21 protein-coding genes are annotated in these 17,285 nt (G+C 53.5%); 12 read left to right on the top strand and 9 right to left on the bottom strand.

What is annotated here, in order from left to right:
- The first annotated feature begins 6 nt into the window (after positions 1 to 6).
- Both RHH53_RS05860 and ftsZ read left to right on the top strand, forming a co-directional pair.
- Positions 7 to 852, top strand: a complete 846-nt coding sequence (locus RHH53_RS05860) for a metal ABC transporter permease (protein WP_310744218.1) — start codon at positions 7 to 9, stop codon at positions 850 to 852.
- Between the two features lie 73 nt (positions 853 to 925).
- On the top strand, positions 926 to 2,188 hold the full coding sequence (ftsZ, locus tag RHH53_RS05855; RefSeq protein ID WP_302679082.1) for a cell division protein FtsZ: 1,263 nt from the start codon (positions 926 to 928) through the stop codon (positions 2,186 to 2,188).
- A gap of 43 nt (positions 2,189 to 2,231) precedes the next feature.
- Here the strand turns inward: ftsZ and RHH53_RS05850 are convergent, their stop codons facing one another.
- Positions 2,232 to 3,098, bottom strand: coding sequence for an SDR family oxidoreductase (locus RHH53_RS05850; RefSeq protein WP_310438398.1), 867 nt, complete (start codon positions 3,096 to 3,098; stop codon positions 2,232 to 2,234).
- Positions 3,099 to 3,104: 6 nt separating this feature from the next.
- The gene (locus tag RHH53_RS05845; RefSeq protein WP_206201629.1) at positions 3,105 to 3,938 is read right to left on the bottom strand and encodes a fatty acid desaturase; all 834 of its coding nucleotides are present in this window, start codon (positions 3,936 to 3,938) and stop codon (positions 3,105 to 3,107) included.
- 319 nt (positions 3,939 to 4,257) lie between these two features.
- Between RHH53_RS05845 and RHH53_RS05840 the strand changes: the two genes are divergently transcribed.
- The gene (locus RHH53_RS05840; RefSeq protein ID WP_190278154.1) at positions 4,258 to 4,455 is read left to right on the top strand and encodes a DUF2949 domain-containing protein; all 198 of its coding nucleotides are present in this window, start codon (positions 4,258 to 4,260) and stop codon (positions 4,453 to 4,455) included.
- A 29-nt stretch (positions 4,456 to 4,484) separates the two neighbouring features.
- On the opposite strand, the gene RHH53_RS05835 is transcribed toward RHH53_RS05840, so the two are convergent.
- Positions 4,485 to 4,940, bottom strand: coding sequence for a hypothetical protein (locus RHH53_RS05835; RefSeq protein ID WP_206201455.1), 456 nt, complete (start codon positions 4,938 to 4,940; stop codon positions 4,485 to 4,487).
- 322 nt (positions 4,941 to 5,262) lie between these two features.
- On the opposite strand from RHH53_RS05835, the gene RHH53_RS05830 reads away from it, so the two are divergent.
- A complete protein-coding gene (locus tag RHH53_RS05830; protein WP_310744217.1) occupies positions 5,263 to 5,607 on the top strand; it encodes a carboxymuconolactone decarboxylase family protein in 345 nt (114 codons plus the stop codon).
- Between the two features lie 10 nt (positions 5,608 to 5,617).
- Here RHH53_RS05830 and RHH53_RS05825 read toward each other — a convergent pair whose 3' ends face one another.
- Positions 5,618 to 6,970 (bottom strand): AAA-associated domain-containing protein, encoded by a 1,353-nt coding sequence (locus RHH53_RS05825; RefSeq protein ID WP_149817559.1) that lies wholly within the window; start codon positions 6,968 to 6,970, stop codon positions 5,618 to 5,620.
- Between the two features lie 188 nt (positions 6,971 to 7,158).
- Here RHH53_RS05825 and RHH53_RS05820 point away from each other — a divergent pair, with 188 nt between their 5' ends.
- The 5 genes from RHH53_RS05820 (at position 7,159) to msrA (ending at position 11,483) form a co-directional block, all read left to right on the top strand.
- On the top strand, positions 7,159 to 7,512 hold the full coding sequence (locus tag RHH53_RS05820; RefSeq protein WP_302676502.1) for a hypothetical protein: 354 nt from the start codon (positions 7,159 to 7,161) through the stop codon (positions 7,510 to 7,512).
- Positions 7,513 to 7,618: 106 nt separating this feature from the next.
- On the top strand, positions 7,619 to 8,098 hold the full coding sequence (locus RHH53_RS05815; RefSeq protein ID WP_310438400.1) for a DUF2214 family protein: 480 nt from the start codon (positions 7,619 to 7,621) through the stop codon (positions 8,096 to 8,098).
- 67 nt (positions 8,099 to 8,165) lie between these two features.
- Positions 8,166 to 10,136, top strand: coding sequence for an acetate--CoA ligase (gene acs, locus RHH53_RS05810; protein ID WP_310438401.1), 1,971 nt, complete (start codon positions 8,166 to 8,168; stop codon positions 10,134 to 10,136).
- Positions 10,137 to 10,173: 37 nt separating this feature from the next.
- Positions 10,174 to 10,743: a DUF4340 domain-containing protein gene (locus RHH53_RS05805; protein WP_302679076.1), complete on the top strand. Its 570-nt coding sequence runs from the start codon at positions 10,174 to 10,176 to the stop codon at positions 10,741 to 10,743.
- Between the two features lie 80 nt (positions 10,744 to 10,823).
- The gene (gene msrA, locus RHH53_RS05800; RefSeq protein WP_310744216.1) at positions 10,824 to 11,483 is read left to right on the top strand and encodes a peptide-methionine (S)-S-oxide reductase MsrA; all 660 of its coding nucleotides are present in this window, start codon (positions 10,824 to 10,826) and stop codon (positions 11,481 to 11,483) included.
- On the opposite strand, the gene RHH53_RS05795 is transcribed toward msrA, so the two are convergent.
- The 3 genes from RHH53_RS05795 to RHH53_RS05785 form a co-directional block, all read right to left on the bottom strand.
- On the bottom strand, positions 11,480 to 11,998 hold the full coding sequence (locus tag RHH53_RS05795; protein WP_206201450.1) for a pentapeptide repeat-containing protein: 519 nt from the start codon (positions 11,996 to 11,998) through the stop codon (positions 11,480 to 11,482). The two genes, msrA and RHH53_RS05795, sit on opposite strands and share 4 nt — an antisense overlap.
- Before the next feature lie 73 nt (positions 11,999 to 12,071).
- Positions 12,072 to 12,629, bottom strand: coding sequence for a DUF4126 domain-containing protein (locus RHH53_RS05790; protein ID WP_149817571.1), 558 nt, complete (start codon positions 12,627 to 12,629; stop codon positions 12,072 to 12,074).
- Positions 12,623 to 13,177, bottom strand: coding sequence for a shikimate kinase (locus RHH53_RS05785; protein WP_302679075.1), 555 nt, complete (start codon positions 13,175 to 13,177; stop codon positions 12,623 to 12,625). The genes RHH53_RS05790 and RHH53_RS05785 overlap by 7 nt, the downstream gene beginning before the upstream one ends.
- 69 nt (positions 13,178 to 13,246) lie before the next feature.
- Between RHH53_RS05785 and RHH53_RS05780 the strand changes: the two genes are divergently transcribed.
- From RHH53_RS05780 to RHH53_RS05770, 3 genes are read left to right on the top strand one after another with little or no spacing between them, the layout of a single operon-like run.
- Positions 13,247 to 13,891 (top strand): DnaJ domain-containing protein, encoded by a 645-nt coding sequence (locus RHH53_RS05780; RefSeq protein WP_310438403.1) that lies wholly within the window; start codon positions 13,247 to 13,249, stop codon positions 13,889 to 13,891.
- A 49-nt stretch (positions 13,892 to 13,940) separates the two neighbouring features.
- Positions 13,941 to 14,459, top strand: coding sequence for an acetolactate synthase small subunit (ilvN, locus tag RHH53_RS05775; RefSeq protein ID WP_149817577.1), 519 nt, complete (start codon positions 13,941 to 13,943; stop codon positions 14,457 to 14,459).
- A complete protein-coding gene (locus tag RHH53_RS05770; protein ID WP_206201447.1) occupies positions 14,460 to 15,665 on the top strand; it encodes an ABC transporter substrate-binding protein in 1,206 nt (401 codons plus the stop codon).
- Here the strand turns inward: RHH53_RS05770 and der are convergent.
- Together der and petG are read right to left on the bottom strand one after the other, a co-directional pair.
- Entirely contained in the window at positions 15,662 to 17,011 is a 1,350-nt protein-coding gene (gene der / locus RHH53_RS05765) for a ribosome biogenesis GTPase Der (protein WP_206201446.1), read from the bottom strand. The genes RHH53_RS05770 and der overlap by 4 nt on opposite strands.
- Positions 17,012 to 17,054: 43 nt before the next feature.
- A complete protein-coding gene (gene petG, locus RHH53_RS05760) occupies positions 17,055 to 17,168 on the bottom strand; it encodes a cytochrome b6-f complex subunit V (RefSeq protein ID WP_149817584.1) in 114 nt (37 codons plus the stop codon).
- Positions 17,169 to 17,285: the final 117 nt, after the last annotated feature.

The following is a 17,285-nucleotide window of genomic DNA, read 5'->3' as shown; positions in this document are numbered from 1 at the left end:
GGACAAATGATGATCACTTGGCTATTGGAGCCACTGCAACATGCATTTATGGTTAAGGCGCTGGGGGTAAGCACCCTTGTGGGTTGTGTGTGTGCGGTATTGTCCTGTTTTTTAACCCTAAAGGGCTGGGCCTTGATGGGGGATGCGGTGTCCCATGCGGTCTTGCCCGGTGTGGTCTTGGCCTACTGGCTGGGGCTGCCCTTTGCTTTGGGGGCTTTTGTCTTTGGTCTGATGGCCGTGACCCTCATTGGCTTTATTCAACAGCAGACACGGGTGAAGGAGGATACAGTCATTGGCTTGGTGTTTACGGGCTTTTTTGCCTTGGGGTTAGTGCTGCTCTCGAAGACCGCCAGTAGTGTTGACCTGATGCATATTCTCTTTGGGAATGTCTTGGGGATTAGCGATCGCGACCTCTGGCAAACAGTGATTGTGAGCCTCATGACACTGATCACGATCGCCTTACTGCATCGCGATTTCATCCTATTTTGCTTTGACCCCACCCATGCCCGCACCATTGGCTTAAATACAACCCTGCTCTACTATCTCCTGCTGGCGCTGCTGTCCCTCACCACCGTGGCTGCCCTGCAAACCGTGGGCATTATTCTCGTCGTGGCGATGCTAATTACACCGGGGGCAACGGCCTATTTGCTGAGCGATCGCTTTGGCATCATGGTACTCATTGCCTTGGCGGTGGGTGGCCTTGGCAGTTTATTGGGAACCTACATCAGTTACTATCTCGATGCGTCAACAGGTGGCTGTATTGTTGTCCTGCAAACAGTGATTTTTTTGCTGGCGATGATTTTTGCCCCCAAGCACGGTCTGTTGGCCAAAGCCCGCTCTCCCCTGAGTTAGGTTTAAGGATTATTTTGTGGGGTGTTGCCGATGCCTTTGCTAGAGTTCATGATATAGTTGCCCCATATTTATCATGGGTGAAGACAGTCGCGTTATGGAGTCAGATCAACAGTGGCCTACGGAACCTGTTCCCTCTGAAGTCCCCGCCTCCTTTGTTTCGGGAGAGGTAGGCATTGCATCTGGCGACAATGGCCATGGCGCACCAACCGATGTGTTAAGGAGTTATGACAGCTTGGTGGAAACTTCAGCAGCGCGCATCAAAGTGATTGGTGTCGGTGGCGGCGGTGGCAACGCAGTCAACCGCATGATTGCCAGTAATGTGGCGGGTGTTGAATTTTGGTGCGTCAATACTGATGCGCAGGCGATCGCCCAATCCCAGGCCCACCGCTGCCTGCAAATTGGCCAGAAACTCACCCGTGGTCTCGGCGCCGGTGGCAACCCCGCCATTGGTCAAAAAGCGGCTGAAGAATCCCGCGAAGACCTTGCTGCGGCACTCAAGGATGCCGATTTGATTTTCATTACCTGCGGCATGGGAGGTGGTACCGGCACTGGCGCTGCCCCAATTGTGGCTGAAGTGGCTAAGGAACAGGGCGCCCTAACTGTTGCAGTCGTCACCCGTCCCTTTACCTTTGAGGGTCGTCGTCGAGCGAGCCAAGCGGATGAAGGAATCGAAGCCCTGCAAAGTCGTGTTGACACCCTCATCGTGATTCCCAATGACAAGATTCTCTCAGTGATTTCGGAGCAAACATCGGTTCAGGATGCGTTTCGAGTGGCCGATGATGTCCTGCGCCAAGGGGTTCAAGGGATTTCCGACATTATTAACCTGCCGGGGCTGATTAACGTTGATTTCGCCGATATTCGTTCGGTGATGGCTGATGCCGGTTCTGCTATGATGGGTATTGGTATTGCCTCTGGCAAGTCACGAGCTACGGAAGCTGCCGTCAGTGCAATTTCTTCGCCCCTACTGGAGGGGTCGATTGAGGGTGCCAAGGGCGTTGTCTTCAATATTACGGGGGGCACAGATCTCACCCTCCATGAGGTCAATGCCGCTGCCGAGGTGATCTACAATGTGGCCGATGCTAACGCCAATATCATTTTCGGTGCGGTGATTGATCCCCAAATGCAAGGGGAAGTTCAAGTCACCGTTATTGCCACTGGCTTTAGTGGTGAACCCATTAGCCGCACCCGTGCCACAACCAAAACGACACCCCTAACGAACCGCCCCCTAACGACGGCATCGCCTCCCCCGGAAGCCCCCGCAACACAACCAGAGGTTGAAGCCAAGCCGAAGTTAGACATTCCTGAATTTCTCCAGCGACGGCGACCGAATCCTTAGGTATTATAAGGTGCCTATTTCTCACAGGGGATGGCAGGCCGTCTCAAAGACCTAATTCGCGGGCGATCGCTAGTAACCCCTCGCGGTAGGAAGGATAGCGGAGCTGAACGCCTAAAACCCGCTTGATTTTGTCATTGCGGACTCGGCGGGATTCGCGCCAAAAGGACTGAGCCATTGGACTCAGATTGGCTGCCTCTAACGGGATGGCTGGTGGGGCTGGGCGACCCAAAAGACGATAGGCCTCGAGTAGAACAGGGAGCGACTCTGAGGGTTGATCATCACTGAGGTTATAGATTTCCTGCGGCGTGGGTTGTGCCAGCGATCGCTCAAGGGTTTGGACAATATCGACCACATGAATACGGCAGAAGTAGTGCCCCGGTTTATCAATGAGTTGCACATCACCCTTGAGAATACGAGCAATGGGATTGCGTCCTTCTCCGGGGCCATAGATGCCGGGGAGTCGAAAGATATGGGTGGGCAGATTGGAGTTGAGAAAGGTTTGCTCAATGCTGACGCGGTGTTGTGAACGCAAATTTTGGGGATTGACGGGTGTGGTTTCATCTACCCAGCCCCCTTGGCGATCGCCATAGACCCCCGTTGTCGAAAGGTAGCCAAACCAGTGCAGATTCAGTTTCTCTAACTGCGGCAACAGTGCCAGCGCAACCGCATCCTCCCCTTGGCGATCGGGAGGAATACTATTGAGGATGTGGGTTACCCCCTCAAGGGCGGCTGGTGCTAAGGGAACTTGCTCCCCCTGCTGCTCCCATGTAAAGGGAAAACAAGGAACAGTGCTGAGTTCTGGCGGCGGCTCTCCCCGACGGTTGGTAATGACCACATCAATGCCTTGGGCTTGGAGCGATCGCGCCAACCACGTTCCCGTATAACCGCAACCGAGAATGAGAACCCGCATTGCGCTCTATTCTTGGGAAGAGGCTGCTGGTGCTTCTACCAAACGCACCTTCGTAGCCAAACCCAGCAATTGCAACAAGCGAATGGTGAGCCACGTCAGATCCAGTTCCCACCACTGCAACCCATGGCGTGCCGAATATTGATAAGCATGGTGATTGTTATGCCAACCCTCGCCAAAGGTTAACAGGGCGACCCACCAGCAATTCGTTGAGTGATCCGTGGTTTCAAACGTGCGATAGCCAAAGGCATGGGTGGCACTATTCACCAGCCAAGTGGTGTGATAGACCGTTACAAGACGCACAAAAATTCCCCAAACCACAAATGGCCAACCGCCCCAGAGGTAAAGAACAATGGCCAAGACCACCTGAATTGGTAGAAAGTACTTGTCAAGAAACTGATACACCGGATCATCCGCAATATCTTTGGTGAAACGGGGAATCTCTGCCTCCGCTGGCACCTCACGAAACATCCATTCAATATGGCTCCACCAAAAGCCCTTACGGGAATCGTGGTGATCATTGGGTTGATCGGAGTACAGATGGTGATGGCGGTGCAGCCCAACCCACCAAATCGGCCCCCCTTGCATTGAGAGTGTGCCGCAAAAGACCAAGAAATACTCTAACCACTTGGGCACTTGGAAGCTGCGATGGGTAACGAGGCGGTGCCAACCAAGGGTAATACCAATGCCAGCAGTCAACCAGTGAAGTACAAGCGCCAGCAGGACTGCCTTCCAACTAAACATGCCGGGTAAAAACGCAAGAAGAGCACCGAGGTGCACAAAAATAATAAAGGTCGCCGTAGGCCAGGCAATGGGGGGTTTGGCAACGGTGGCTTGGGTCATGAACACATCCGTAAAACAACTGATTCGGCTGCTGTTCTCTCTAGGCTGAGCTTGAACAACACCCATCAGACTTTAGTATAACGAGCTACGGTTGAGTATCTTTACTTAGGGTGTTTTTCCCAAGACCAATGATTCGGCAATCCCCCCTATAAATTCCCTCTGGTGGGGGAAGTCTCTGGGGAGAGTGTCCCCGAAAATACCAGGCATCATACCAAATAGCAGGCTGATTATTTCACTTTCTGTGGTTTTGTAACGAAATGTTGCATTTTCTCAGATTAATCCCTAGGATAGAGGGTAAGGTGTGGTAGTTATAGGAATCATGAAAACGCCACGTTGGACACGACTCATTGACTTCCTACAGCGGGAGATGGCACTGCCCACCGCTGCCATTGACTTCGGCCTCAAGCACTGCGATGAGCAGGTGAATCTGTTGCCCGTTGTTCTCTGGCAGTATGGCTTGGTGAGCCTTGAGCAGCTTGACCGCATCTTTGACTGGCTAGAAACCAGTCACTCCTAGTGGCGCTCTCAGAATTCCTTTATTTAGGCTTAATGAATCACGGTGTCCTTAGCAACAAAGTCATAGCTCTGGGAAATCCCTAATTGCTGAGGCAGAGAAATGGGACTTTGCCAGCCCACGGGTTGAATTGACAACAGGGGTGAGGGACTCTTGAACGTTCCCCAGAGATGAACCTTCTTACCGAGTAGCTCGGGCGGAACGGTAATTTTGTAACTGCAACCATGACTACCAGCAGGGGACAAAGTAGCGGTGGCACCCCCCACTGGAAAGCCGCCGGGAGGATGCAGTGTGGCATTAATCACAATCTCATTGCAGGAGATAGAAGGAGATTTATTGATCTTGCCGATAATCGTAGGGCGCACCCGTACATTACTTGGGGGTTGCAATTGCACGGTCTGGGTGGCAGCTAGAGGTACAGCACGGCTCACAGCGGGGCTGAGGGCAACGGCGAGGCAGGCGAGGAGTAAACCTTTTTGATTCAGCATTTGGGTGTCCTTTGTGTGAATGGAGAGAACAGTTTTGTCTAGCCCCTATGGGGTGAATACTCTTATCCTAGGTGGGCTGACTAAGAACATCCGTGGCGTTTCTCACCCGCAACCGATGATGCTCATCACCAAGGGCGGTGACCGTCGAACATGTTTAGCCTGCACTCCCCCATCCTCGCGTCACAGGTGGGGGTTAAGGCGCGGTAATGTAGCGAAGCGGAGTTGCCAATAGACCAATGAAGAAGAAAAAACGTTGAAGTTTCGGGCGGGTAGCCTGCTTCAGCGGCGATGATAGGCGTAACACGATTGTTTGAGAACAGCGATGTACACCGAGCAAATTAACCACATCAAATCCTACACGGCAAAGCTAACGGCAGCGATGCCCGATGCCATGAAGGCCTTTTATAGCTTGAGTCGGGTCTCGTCAACCCCCGGTGCTCTTGATACCAAAACCAAAGAGTTGATTGCCCTAGCCATTGGGGTTGCCAAACACTGTGACGGCTGCATTGCCTTCCACACCCGTGCTGCTTTGCATGCAGGCGCAACCCCTGAAGAAATCATGGAAACCCTCATGGTGACTGTAGCCATGGATGGCGGCCCTGCCTTGATGTATGCCACCCATGTGATGGAGGCGCTAGAGGAGTTTACCCAAGCGCAGACCCATTAGGACATTCCCCTCAGACTGCTGTCGTTTCAAGGGGCAATGGCTCCTCGGGTTCACTGACTTCAAGGAAAATTTCTTTGGCCGGTTCGTCGTAGCTAAAGAGTTCGGCGTAGCGTCCCCAGTCAATGGCGGTATTGAGCTGGCGATCGGCCTCCTGCGGCGTAAAGTGCCGCTCTAAAATATCCAGCACCAAACTTTCGGGAATGCGGTGGTTTTGCTTGGCCATTAGGAAAGTGTGGATTTGCTGCACAAGGCGAATATGCTTGAGGAGTTGTTGGCGAATAATCAGCTTGCGCTGGTCAATGTCCCCCTGAATAAAGGCATTGCCAATCGGGGTCACGCTGATGTCTCCCTCCTTGAGTTCCACCAGTTCCATCATCTGGGCGGCTTCGACAATGGGCAGAATATCATCTAGCTCCAGTTGCAGCTCTTGGGCAATGCGGTAGAGGTCTTCTTTGCGGTGTTCTAGGAGTTCCAATAGACCGGCGATCGAGCCAATGCGCACATGGGGGAGCAGCGGATAACGCGGTTCTTGACTCGTGGGCAGGGTAGCTGGCTTGGGTTCCAGTTGCTCCAATTCATCCACATGGGGATTGGTGAGAATTTTATAGATGCGATCCACGGTGGCTTGAAACTCAGGGTTCTTGCGATCGCGATAGTGGGGCAATGTCACTGGAAAGTCAGCGCGGACGCGACCGGGGTTGCTCCCCAAAACAATAATGCGATCGGCGAGAATGACCGCCTCTTCAATGTGGTGGGTGACAATCAAAATACTCTGGGTAGGAATTTTATGCTCTAGCCACAGATCGAGAAGTTCAAAGCGCAGGTTCTCTGCTGTCAGCACATCCAAGGCGGAAAATGGCTCATCCATACACAGGAGTTCCGGCTCCACCGCCAAAGCACGGGCAAATCCCACCCGCTGCCGCATTCCCCCCGACAGTTCCTTGGGGTAGGCGTTTTCAAAGCCATCCAAGCCAATAATGTCAATCATCCGCAGTGCCTTGCGGCGGCGCGATCGCGGGCCTTCTCCTAGAGCCTTTAGCCCCAATTCCACATTTTCTAAAACCGTTAGCCACGGATAGAGCGCCGAACTTTGAAAGACAATCGCAGCCCCCGGATTCAGGCCCTGCATTGGCTGCTCGCGGTACAAGACCTGCCCAGACGTAGGCGCAACCAAACCCGTAATAATGCGCATCAGGGTTGACTTACCGGATCCCGATGGCCCTAGGAGCGCAACAATTTCCCCCGTGCGCAATTCAAGGTTAATATTTTCCATAATGCTAATGACCTGACCGTTGGGCTGACGGTAGGCCTTACCCACATCCAGTAAGCGGACGAGCGATTCCCCTTTGGTTTTGGCGTGCATGGTCCTGCATCCTGTGGCATTTCCACCGTTAACCTACCATGAGGATTCAGGTCTTGGAAAACCTCGGGGACAAAAATTGCTACTAGGGTTGGCGATCGCCCCTCATTTGCGGAATTTCTGATAACCCCCCTTGAGATTTTTATTGTAAACTGATCAGCGGTTTCTTCACAAAAGGTAACAATTCCGCTATGGGACTCTTTGATGGCCTTTTCCGTCGGGGCAAGCAAGCTGACGCCCAACCCAGCAAAGACTTTTTTCTCGATCCCGATGCAGCCAAGACCTACGGCAACATTGAGTACATGCGTACCGCCAAGGTCGTGAAAAAAACGTTCCCTGCAACCGGCGGTGCCAAAGAAGAGGTAGAAGTGGTGGAGTTGGTCTCCGCCATCGAAAGGGTAAATCCAGAGGCAGAAAACAAAGGTAAACCCGAACCCAGTGTCAGTGATGTGGTAACGCCCCCAGTGGAAGAACAGGAACGCCGTCGCAGTGATCCCAGCTTAGACCGCTTTCGCTCCATGGCCAAAGATCTACGCCGTGGCTAAAGCCTAAAAACTTGTGGGGGTTGGCACTTGCGCATCCCAAGGCTGCCCCCTAGGATCAATACAGCCCTTTTTGCAAAGTCTCTCACTCGCCAAGGAACGCTATCGGATGAACACCCTTTGGAGCAGTGCCGCGATCGCCTATCTGCACTACCTCAGCTTTATGGTGGCTTTTGCTGCCCTTGTGGTGGAGCACCTCACCCTGCGCAAGGATATAGACCTTAAACAGGCTTGGCGATTAGTGATTACGGATGCCCTCTATGGCATTGCTGCGGTGACTGTTCTTGTCACGGGCATTTTGCGGGTTCTCTATTTTGGCAAAGGCACTGAATATTATTTGGCCAACCCCATCTTTCACCTCAAGGTGGGCTTATTTATTTTGGTGGGGCTATTGTCGCTGTATCCAACGATCTCTTTTCTACTGTGGATTAAACCGCTGCGGGAAGAGAAGGCTCCCACCCTCGAGTTACCAACGGTGCAGCGTTTGACTTGGGTGATTCGGGCTGAACTGGCCTTTCTCAGTGCCATTCCCTTTTTAGCAGCGATGATGGCGCGGGGGATTGGTTTGGATTGGATTCAACGGGGATAAGCAGGGGTCATCTTCAGTAGGGGAGCGATCGCCCCTATGATAGATCTTGCTGCCACGGATAAAACGGATGAGTCATCCCACGATTGAATCCATTCTTCAGGAAAACCGCCTTTTTTATCCCCCCGCTGATTTTGTGGCCAAGGCGCGGATCAATTCCCTTGAGGCCTACAATGCCCTCTACGAAAAGGCCAAAGCCGATCCCGCTGCCTTTTGGGGCGAATTGGCACAACAGGAATTAGAGTGGTTTCAACCTTGGGATCAGGTGCTGGATTGGCAGCCCCCCAATGCCAAGTGGTTTGTCAATGGCAAAATCAACATCACCTACAACTGCTTGGATCGCCACCTCAAGACTTGGCGCAAGAATAAAGCAGCCTTGATCTGGGAAGGAGAACCCGGTGATAGCCGCACCCTCACCTATGCCCAACTGCACCGCGAAGTCTGCCAATTTGCCAATGTCCTCAAGCAACTGGGGGTGAAAAAGGGCGATCGCGTCGGTATCTATATGCCGATGATTCCAGAGGCAGCCATTGCCATGTTGGCCTGTGCGCGGATCGGCGCCCCCCACTCAGTGGTCTTTGGGGGGTTTAGTGCCGAAGCTTTGCGCGATCGCCTCATTGATGCCCAAGCCAAGCTGGTGGTTACGGCTGACGGTGGCTGGCGCAAAGATGCCATTGTGCCCCTCAAGGATCAAGTGGATAAAGCCCTAGCCAATCAGGCAGTTCCCAGCGTTGAACATGTCTTGGTGGTGCAGCGCACGCAGCAGCCAGTGACCATGGTGCCCGGTCGCGATCACTGGTGGCATGATCTGCAAAAGGGGGTCAGCGCTGACTGTCCTGCCGAACCCATGGACAGCGAAGATTTACTCTTTATTCTCTACACCTCTGGCTCCACCGGCAAACCCAAAGGCGTTGTCCACACCACAGCGGGTTACAACCTCTACACCCACATCACCACTCAATGGGTCTTTGACCTCCAAGATACCGATGTCTATTGGTGTACCGCTGATGTTGGCTGGATTACGGGTCACAGCTACATTGTCTATGGGCCGCTGTCCAATGGGGCAACCACCCTCATGTATGAAGGGGCACCCCGCGCCTCCAATCCCGGTTGCTTCTGGGATGTGATTGAGAAGTATGGGGTGACTATTTTCTACACCGCTCCCACGGCTATTCGTGCCTTCATTAAAATGGGCGAACACTTGCCCCGCGCACGGAACCTCTCTTCTTTGCGCCTCTTGGGAACCGTGGGTGAACCGATTAACCCCGAAGCATGGATGTGGTACTACCGGGTCATTGGCGGTGAACGCTGCCCCATTGTCGATACATGGTGGCAGACAGAAACTGGGGGGCACATGATTACACCGCTACCGGGGGCAATTCCCATGAAACCCGGTTCTGCCACCAAGCCCTTTCCGGGGATTCTTGCCGATGTGGTGGATCGGGAAGGCAACCCCGTGGGGGTCAATGAGGGTGGGTATCTGGTCATTCGTCACCCTTGGCCAGGAATGATGCGCACGGTGTATGGCGATCCCGATCGCTTCCGCCGCACCTATTGGGAACACATTCCCCCTCGCGATGGCCAATACGTTTACTTTGCTGGCGATGGTGCCCGCAAGGATGAAGATGGCTACTTTTGGGTGATGGGACGGGTTGACGATGTGATCAATGTCTCCGGTCACCGCTTGGGCACGATGGAAATTGAATCGGCATTGGTCTCTCACCCTGCTGTTGCTGAAGCAGCCGTTGTTGGTAAACCCGACGAGGTCAAGGGAGAAGAGATTGTTGCCTTTGTGATTCTTGACGGGTCGGCTACCCCCAGCGATGCCCTCCAACAGGAATTAAAGCAGCACGTTGTCAATGAAATTGGTGCCTTGGCACGGCCGGCGGAGATTCGCTTTACCGATGCCCTGCCCAAAACGCGATCGGGCAAAATCATGCGGCGGCTCCTGCGTTCCCTTGCAGCTGGCCAAGAGGTATCTGGGGATACTTCAACATTGGAAGATCGGTCAGTGCTGGATAAGTTGCGCCAGGGGGCTTGAGAGTCTCCCCTATCAATGAGTCTATAATTGATAGGCTATGGCAAGTGGCATCCGCACAAAAACACTCGTTCTTTTAACAACGGCGGCCATTTTGGGTGGCGGTCTCTATCTCTTTGAGAAACAGTTACCGACTCCCAATAGCAATGATACAGCGGCCAAAAAACCTCTTTTTGGCTTTCAAGAAGGGGATGTGGTGGCCTTGAAAATTATTGCCCCTGATTACAGCCTCAACCTGAAAAAGTTGGCTACAGGTAACTGGGTAATTGATCGGGCAAAGCAAACCCCCGCAGAAGAGGGCACGGTTGTCTTTTTATTAAACTTATTGGCCACGGGTCAGCGCGATCGCTCTCTCGATGTACCTACTGAACGTGCCGGGGATTATGGCCTTGCTCCCCCCATGGCCACTGTGGATATCACCCTTAAAGATGGCCAGCAGCACCGTTTACACTTGGGAGACACCACCTTTGACGGCCTCAAGCTCTACGCGGAAATTGACCCGCCAGCGGAACCGCGCGAAAAAATGACGGTGACCCTCGTGCCCCTTGATCTTAAAAATGCCCTCCAGCGCCCCCTACAGGAATGGGAGCGTCAGCAAGCAGCAAACTAGAACGCTGTGACTTCTGGCACGACTCCCCAAAAGCTCGTCAGAATATAAAAGCGTAGTGAACTATCGAGTGAACATCAGCCATGGGATTCTTCGGATTCAAAAAGTTGACAATGCCTAGCCCCAGTGCCGCTCTACCCGGCCGAGCAGAACCCATGCCGGTGCCAGAGGCACATCTAGTCAACGGTCGCCCGCTGACGCCGCCCTATCCCGAAGGCATGGAGTTAGCCATGTTTGGTATGGGCTGTTTTTGGGGGGCTGAGCGCAAGTTTTGGCAGGTGCCGGGGGTCTATGTCACCGCTGTGGGCTATGCTGGCGGCTATACCCCCAATCCCACCTATGAAGAGGTGTGTACGGGCATGACAGGTCACAACGAGGTGGTGCGCGTGGTCTTTGACCCCCAGAAGGTGACCTATGAGGAATTGCTCAAGGTCTTTTGGGAAAACCATGACCCCACCCAAGGCATGCGCCAAGGCAACGATGTGGGGACGCAGTATCGCTCCGGTATTTACTACTATTCCCCTGAGCAAAAAGCCCTTGCCGAGGCCAGTCGCGATCGCTACCAAGCAGCCCTAAAAGCCGCCGGTTATGGCACGATCACCACTGAAATTCTACCAGCGCCCGAATTTTACTTTGCCGAACCCTACCACCAGCAATATCTCCATCGCAATGTCAATGGCTACTGCGGCCTTGGGGGCACAAAGGTGCCCTACGAACTGATGAGCGCTACCCCTAGCGCCTAGTGGAGATTGAGGCGATAGGGCATACGGGGACGGTAAGCATCGCTAAAGTTGGTCTGACTGACAGTGGCATTGTTTAACCGTGCCCACTGCATATTGGCTTGCTCAAAAGTGGCACCGTTGAGATTGGCGCGGCGAAAATCCCCATAGCGGACATCGGCTCCCGTTAAGTTGCTGTTGTTGAAATTGGCACGGCGGGCACGACTATGGCGCAAAATCGCACGGCTCAGGTTAGCACCACTGAGATTGGCCTGTTCTAGGTTAGTTCGTTCTAAATAAGCGGCGGTGAGGTTGGCATTACTCAGATTTGCCCCGACCAAATTGGCCACCATGAGGTTAGTATCCTGGAGGTTGGCGCCCTGAAGATTGGCGCCGCGCAAATTTGCCCCTGCTAAGTTATAGCCCCGTAAATCGACATTCCGCAGATCACAGCCGGGACAAGCATTGGTTTGCACCAGTTGCTGCATGGGGGAGGGCATGGCAAAAGCAGCACCGCTGGTAAGCGCTGCACTAATCATTGCTGTTGCGATGAACGCTTGCTGGTTCACATCCACATCCTCCTGCCACGCTAGAGAGACTTTAGCACAAGTCCTAGGAATTTAGCCGTTGGCGGCGGGAGCGCTGATGTCGTTGTTGCCAATCCTTAGCACTGCGAACGGCCAACCACAGCAGGAGTAAGGCAATTAACCCGCCCTGCTTGGGTGCCCTGAGGGCAAATAAAATTAACAGCATACACAGGATATCCTGCCCGACAATCACCCAGCGGGGTAACTTCCCCAGCCGATAAAACCAACCCACCTGCACCAATTGCAACACAAAGGCAAAAAGACCACTCAGGGTACCAATGAGCCACTGGGGTGTCTCTGTTGCTGTTGCCACGGTCATGCCAAGGAGGGCACCCACAAGGGGGCTAAAGCACAGTTGTACAAGGATAATCAGGCGGTAGCCCCAGACATTGCGGGACAGGAAGATCTCCAGAAACGACCAAGCGGCTAACACACCAACCACGCCATAGGGGGAAAAATGGCGCAGTAAAGGCACCTGTGACCACAGTTGTTCCCCCTGCAATAGACCAATCAACAGGAGGGGCAGTGCCAGTCGTAGCCCGCCGGCCGCTGCTGCTGAAAGAATCGCTAGAACTTCTAGCATGATGGCTCTATGGGTTTCAAGATATTGGGGAGGGTTTCCCACAGGCGATCGCACACCGTTTCTGGGGTATCCTCAGCCGTAATCGCCAGTTCTAAATCCGCCTGCGCATAGAGGTATTGACGCGCTTGCAGCAGTTCACTCAAGCGTTCCTCAAGGGGCTGATCCTGCAACAGGGGACGTTCCTGATCTTGGCGCAGGCGCTGACAGAGCACCGCAAGGGGGACATGAAGCCAGACCACAATGCCATGGCGCAAATAACTCCAGTTCATCGGGTTGAGGACAATGCCGCCACCGGTGGCCACAACCAAATGATGGTAACTAGAGACTTGTGCTAAGACCTGTTGTTCCAACTCCCGAAAAGCAGCCTCCCCCTCTTGGGCAAAAATTTCGCGAATGGGTCGTTGGCGAAACTCTGTAATCACCGCATCTGTATCCACAAACCTGTAGCCCAAGCGTTGCGCCAAGATGCGACCTGTGGTGGTTTTACCGGCACCCATCATGCCCACCAGATAGATATTGACTCCTCCAAGGCGTTCTTGCAGTTCCATAGATAACCATTTCTCGACACCGCCAAATCAGCACTTTAACCTAAATATGGAGGTCTTCTCACCATTTCGATGTCCCAGCCCAATCCCTACGTGACACTACAGGTGGCAGTAACGGCTACCCAAGCCGAGATTAAGGCCGCTTATCGCCGCTTAGTCAAGCAGTATCACCCCGACTACCATCCTAGCGATCGCTCCAGCCATGAGCGGATGGCCGCCATTAACGCCGCCTATGAAATCTTGGGGGATGAGCAGTGTCGGCAGGCCTATGATGCCCAGCACCGTGTCCAGCAAACAACCGCTCAGCCTGATGTGCAGCGTTCCCAAGCTGCCGATCGCGAGCTAGAGCAATGGCTGACCCTCACCTACAACCCCGTGAGTCGGATTATTGAGGCGGTCTTGCGATCGCTCCCCCGCCAGATTGATGCCCTTGCAGCTGATCCCTTTGATGATGACCTCATGGATCATTTCCTTACCTACTTGCAGGACTGTCGTCGCGCCCTCACCCGCGCCCGCTATACGTTCCAAGCCCAACCCAACCCCGCTGCTGTGGCCAAGGTGGCAGCCCACCTCTATTACTGTTTGAATCAACTGGTGGATGGTCTCGATGAGCTAGAGCAATTTAGCCACAGTTACGACGATCGCTATTTGCACACTGGGCAGGAACTCTTTCGCATTGCCCATCGCCTCTTCGCAGAGTGTCGGCTTGTCCGCTAAACTAGAGAGAATCAGCATCCCAGCATGGCAGCAAGATTCAATCCCAGTTATGAAACATACCCTATCGGTTTTAGTGGAAGATGAGGCGGGTGTGCTCACTCGCATTGCCGGTTTATTTGCGCGGCGTGGCTTTAACATTGAGAGCTTAGCGGTAGGCCCTGCGGAGCAAATTGGCATCTCCCGCATTACGATGGTGGTGCCCGGCGACGATGCCATCATTGAGCAATTGACCAAGCAACTCTACAAGCTGATCAATGTCCTCAAGGTGCAGGATATTACCACGATTCCCTGTGTGGAACGGGAACTGATGCTCCTGAAGGTGAATGCCACCGCCAGCACCCGCTCTGAAATCTTGGAACTGGTACAAATCTTCCGTGCCAAGGTGGTGGATGTGTCCGATGATTCCCTGACCATTGAAGTCTCCGGTGACCCCGGCAAGATGGTGGCCATTGTCCAAATGCTGAATAAATTTGGGATTCGCGAAATTGCCCGCACCGGTAAAATTGCCCTTGTGCGTGAGTCGGGGGTGAATACGGAATACCTGAAGTCCTTGGAGGCACGGGTCTAATTGGCGGGGAAGTATCGCTGGTTATTACTTGCACTAGGGGCGATCGCCCTCAGTAGCTGTACCGCAACGGAGTCTCCCTCAGTAAGCAACAATGCATTACCCCTTGGGGTTGCCCTCGCTCAAACCGGTAATGCCGCTCTCTACGGCCAAGAGGCTCTACAGGGGGTGCAAGTCGCCGGGGAGTTTTTCAACCAAGCCGGCCAGATCAAGGGGCAGACCCTACGGCTGGTGATTCAGGATACCGGCAGTGATGAAGCGGGGGCAGTGAATGTTTTTCAAACCTTAATCAATCGCGATCGCGTGATTGGCATTGTTGGCCCCACCCTCTCGCAGCAGGCTTTTAGTGCCGATCCTATTGCCGAGCAGGCTGGTGTCCCCGTGGTGGCTCCTTCCAATACCGCCCGTGGCATTCCCGAAATCGGTGCCTTCATTAGTCGCGTCTCCGCAGGGGTGGATGTGGTGGCGCCCACGGCAATTCAAGCAGCCCTTGAGATTAATCCCAACATTCGCCGAGTGGCAGTCTTTTTTGCCCAAGACGATGCCTTTAGTCGCTCAGAAACCGAGATTTTTCAAAAGGCCATTCGCGAGAACCCCAAGCTTGAACTGGTGACTGTCCAGCAGACCCAAACCACGGATACCAATTTCCAAGCCCAAATCAATGCCACCCTCAATCTCAAACCTGATTTAATTGTTATCTCCGGCTTAGCAGCCGACGGCGGCAATTTGATTCGCCAACTACGGGAATTGGGCTACCAAGGCCTAATTTTGGGCGGGAATGGCGTCAACACAGTCAACCTCTTCCCCGTTTGTCGTCGCCTCTGTAATGGCGTTCTGGTGGCTCAGGCCTATAATCCTGAAAACCCCGATCCCATGAATGTCAAGTTTCGCGACGCCTTTGCAGCCAAATATCGTCAAGCCCCCTCTCAATTCAGTGCTCAAGCCTTTACGGCAGTTCAAGTCTTTGCGGACTCCTTGGCACGACTGTCCCAAGAAAAGAACTTGTCGGAATTGCCCCTTGCCGATTTGCGTCAGGCCTTGAATCAAGAGATTCTCAAGGGAGTCTATGAAACCCCCCTTGGGGAAATTCGCTTTACCCCTGAAGGCGAAGTGCTGCAACGCTTCTTTTACGTTGGCCAGATTGAGATGAGTGACGATGGCCAGAGTGGGAAGTTTAGTTTAGTGAAAAAAGTTGAACGCCAACCCTAACGGACTGCTAATTCGGCAGCTTCACGAGGTTTCTTACTGCGCCAAAGGAGACGAATGGGGGTGCCTCGAAATCCCAGTTGTTGGCGAATTTGCCCTTCAATGTAGCGGCGATAGTTGTCCTTGAAGAGTTTGGCATCATTGACAAAAATCGCAAATGTTGGCGGCTGAGTGGCCACTTGGGTGGCGTAGTAGATTTTTCCTTGGCGACCTTGACGAGTGGCGGGGGGCGTGTGCCAGCGCAGAGCTTCTTGAATCACTTCATTGACTACGGCTGTACTGACGCGGCGACGATGTTGTTCAACCGCTGCATCTACTGCTGCAAAAATTTTGTCGAGGCGTTGACCCGTATGGGCACTGACAAAGAGGGCATCTGCCCACTCCAGAAAATTCAATCGCTGATACAGGCGATCGCGATAGGTATTGATCGTATAGGTATCCTTTTCGGGAACGGCATCCCACTTGTTCACAATTAGGACACAGGCACGCCCCTGATCGGCAATATGCCCCGCCAAGCGCTGATCCTGTTCCGTAATTTCTTCGAGAGCATCCAACACCAACAGCACGACATCGGAGCGGTGAATCGCCTTAAAGGCGCGATGCACACTAAACATCTCAGGCCCGTAGGCCACATGACTCCGCTTACGAATGCCGGCGGTATCAATGAAGCGGTACTGGGTGCCATTGTGTTCAATCACGGTATCAATGGCGTCACGGGTGGTACCTGAAATCGGACTGACAATGGCGCGATCGCTCCCAATCAAGGCATTGAGCAAACTGGATTTCCCCACATTGGGACGCCCAGCAATGGCCACCTGAATTTCCGGCGCCTCGGGGAGCGTTGCCGCTGCGGGTAAGTAGGTCATCAACTGATCCAGCAATTCCCCCGTACCGCTGCCATGAATACTGGAAATGGGGTAGGGTTCCCCTAGACCCAGCGCCCAAAATTCTGCCGCCTGCGCCTGACCCATTTGAGGAGATTCGCATTTATTGACCGCCACCAAAACGGGGACAGGATGCTGCCGCAACCAAGCCGCAATCTCATAGTCTAGGGCAGTGGGTCCTGCTTGGCCATCTACCACTAAAATTGCAGCTGTTGCCTCCTGCAGAGCCAGTTCCGCCTGTTGGCGAATCAGGGGGAGAAACTCACTGTCATCGTCAAAGACGAGTCCGCCAGTATCCACCACCAAGAACTCCCGATCGCGCCAAAAGGCTGGGCGGTAGGTGCGATCGCGGGTTACACCGGGCTGATCGTGGACAATGGCATCCCGTTCCCCGGCCAAGCGATTGACAAAGGTGGACTTGCCCACATTGGGGCGTCCTACAACGGCAACAACAGGCAAAGCCATAGGCGTGTTGTTCGTAGAATCAGGCTTGAGTTTACCCCTCAACCTAGGTCTCAAATTGACTGCCGCGCTTGTACTGCTGGTAGGCAGCAAAGAACAACCCCGCCAATGTGACTGGAATTAGCCCCAGCACAATGCCGCACAGTAAAGGTTCAATCATGGTCTTACACCCCTTTTAACCATCAACTCCATTCCCCACGATACACTAATGAATGGGCGCTGTATCGGCATCTCCCTGTTGATCAGGAAAAATCATCCTCACCGCCAGCGAGAACGT

This window comes from Thermosynechococcus sp. PKX82, from assembly GCF_031583255.1.
GTDB lineage: Bacteria > Cyanobacteriota > Cyanobacteriia > Thermosynechococcales > Thermosynechococcaceae > Thermosynechococcus.
This window is presented reverse-complemented; position numbering and strand designations above follow the sequence as displayed.

Excerpts from the sequence above, each read along its gene's own strand:
- RHH53_RS05860 (WP_310744218.1), top strand. The coding sequence starts at position 7 with ATGATGATCACTTGGCTATTGGAGCCACTGCAACATGCATTTATGGTT.
- ftsZ (WP_302679082.1), top strand. The coding sequence starts at position 926 with ATGGGTGAAGACAGTCGCGTTATGGAGTCAGATCAACAGTGGCCTACG.
- RHH53_RS05850 (WP_310438398.1), bottom strand. The coding sequence starts at position 3,098 with ATGCGGGTTCTCATTCTCGGTTGCGGTTATACGGGAACGTGGTTGGCG.
- RHH53_RS05845 (WP_206201629.1), bottom strand. The coding sequence starts at position 3,938 with ATGACCCAAGCCACCGTTGCCAAACCCCCCATTGCCTGGCCTACGGCG.
- RHH53_RS05840 (WP_190278154.1), top strand. The coding sequence starts at position 4,258 with ATGAAAACGCCACGTTGGACACGACTCATTGACTTCCTACAGCGGGAG.
- RHH53_RS05835 (WP_206201455.1), bottom strand. The coding sequence starts at position 4,940 with ATGCTGAATCAAAAAGGTTTACTCCTCGCCTGCCTCGCCGTTGCCCTC.
- RHH53_RS05830 (WP_310744217.1), top strand. The coding sequence starts at position 5,263 with ATGTACACCGAGCAAATTAACCACATCAAATCCTACACGGCAAAGCTA.
- RHH53_RS05825 (WP_149817559.1), bottom strand. The coding sequence starts at position 6,970 with ATGCACGCCAAAACCAAAGGGGAATCGCTCGTCCGCTTACTGGATGTG.
- RHH53_RS05820 (WP_302676502.1), top strand. The coding sequence starts at position 7,159 with ATGGGACTCTTTGATGGCCTTTTCCGTCGGGGCAAGCAAGCTGACGCC.
- RHH53_RS05815 (WP_310438400.1), top strand. The coding sequence starts at position 7,619 with ATGAACACCCTTTGGAGCAGTGCCGCGATCGCCTATCTGCACTACCTC.
- acs (WP_310438401.1), top strand. The coding sequence starts at position 8,166 with ATGAGTCATCCCACGATTGAATCCATTCTTCAGGAAAACCGCCTTTTT.
- RHH53_RS05805 (WP_302679076.1), top strand. The coding sequence starts at position 10,174 with ATGGCAAGTGGCATCCGCACAAAAACACTCGTTCTTTTAACAACGGCG.
- msrA (WP_310744216.1), top strand. The coding sequence starts at position 10,824 with ATGGGATTCTTCGGATTCAAAAAGTTGACAATGCCTAGCCCCAGTGCC.
- RHH53_RS05795 (WP_206201450.1), bottom strand. The coding sequence starts at position 11,998 with ATGATTAGTGCAGCGCTTACCAGCGGTGCTGCTTTTGCCATGCCCTCC.
- RHH53_RS05790 (WP_149817571.1), bottom strand. The coding sequence starts at position 12,629 with ATGCTAGAAGTTCTAGCGATTCTTTCAGCAGCAGCGGCCGGCGGGCTA.
- RHH53_RS05785 (WP_302679075.1), bottom strand. The coding sequence starts at position 13,177 with ATGGAACTGCAAGAACGCCTTGGAGGAGTCAATATCTATCTGGTGGGC.
- RHH53_RS05780 (WP_310438403.1), top strand. The coding sequence starts at position 13,247 with ATGTCCCAGCCCAATCCCTACGTGACACTACAGGTGGCAGTAACGGCT.
- ilvN (WP_149817577.1), top strand. The coding sequence starts at position 13,941 with ATGAAACATACCCTATCGGTTTTAGTGGAAGATGAGGCGGGTGTGCTC.
- der (WP_206201446.1), bottom strand. The coding sequence starts at position 17,011 with ATGGCTTTGCCTGTTGTTGCCGTTGTAGGACGCCCCAATGTGGGCAAG.
- petG (WP_149817584.1), bottom strand. The coding sequence starts at position 17,168 with ATGATTGAACCTTTACTGTGCGGCATTGTGCTGGGGCTAATTCCAGTC.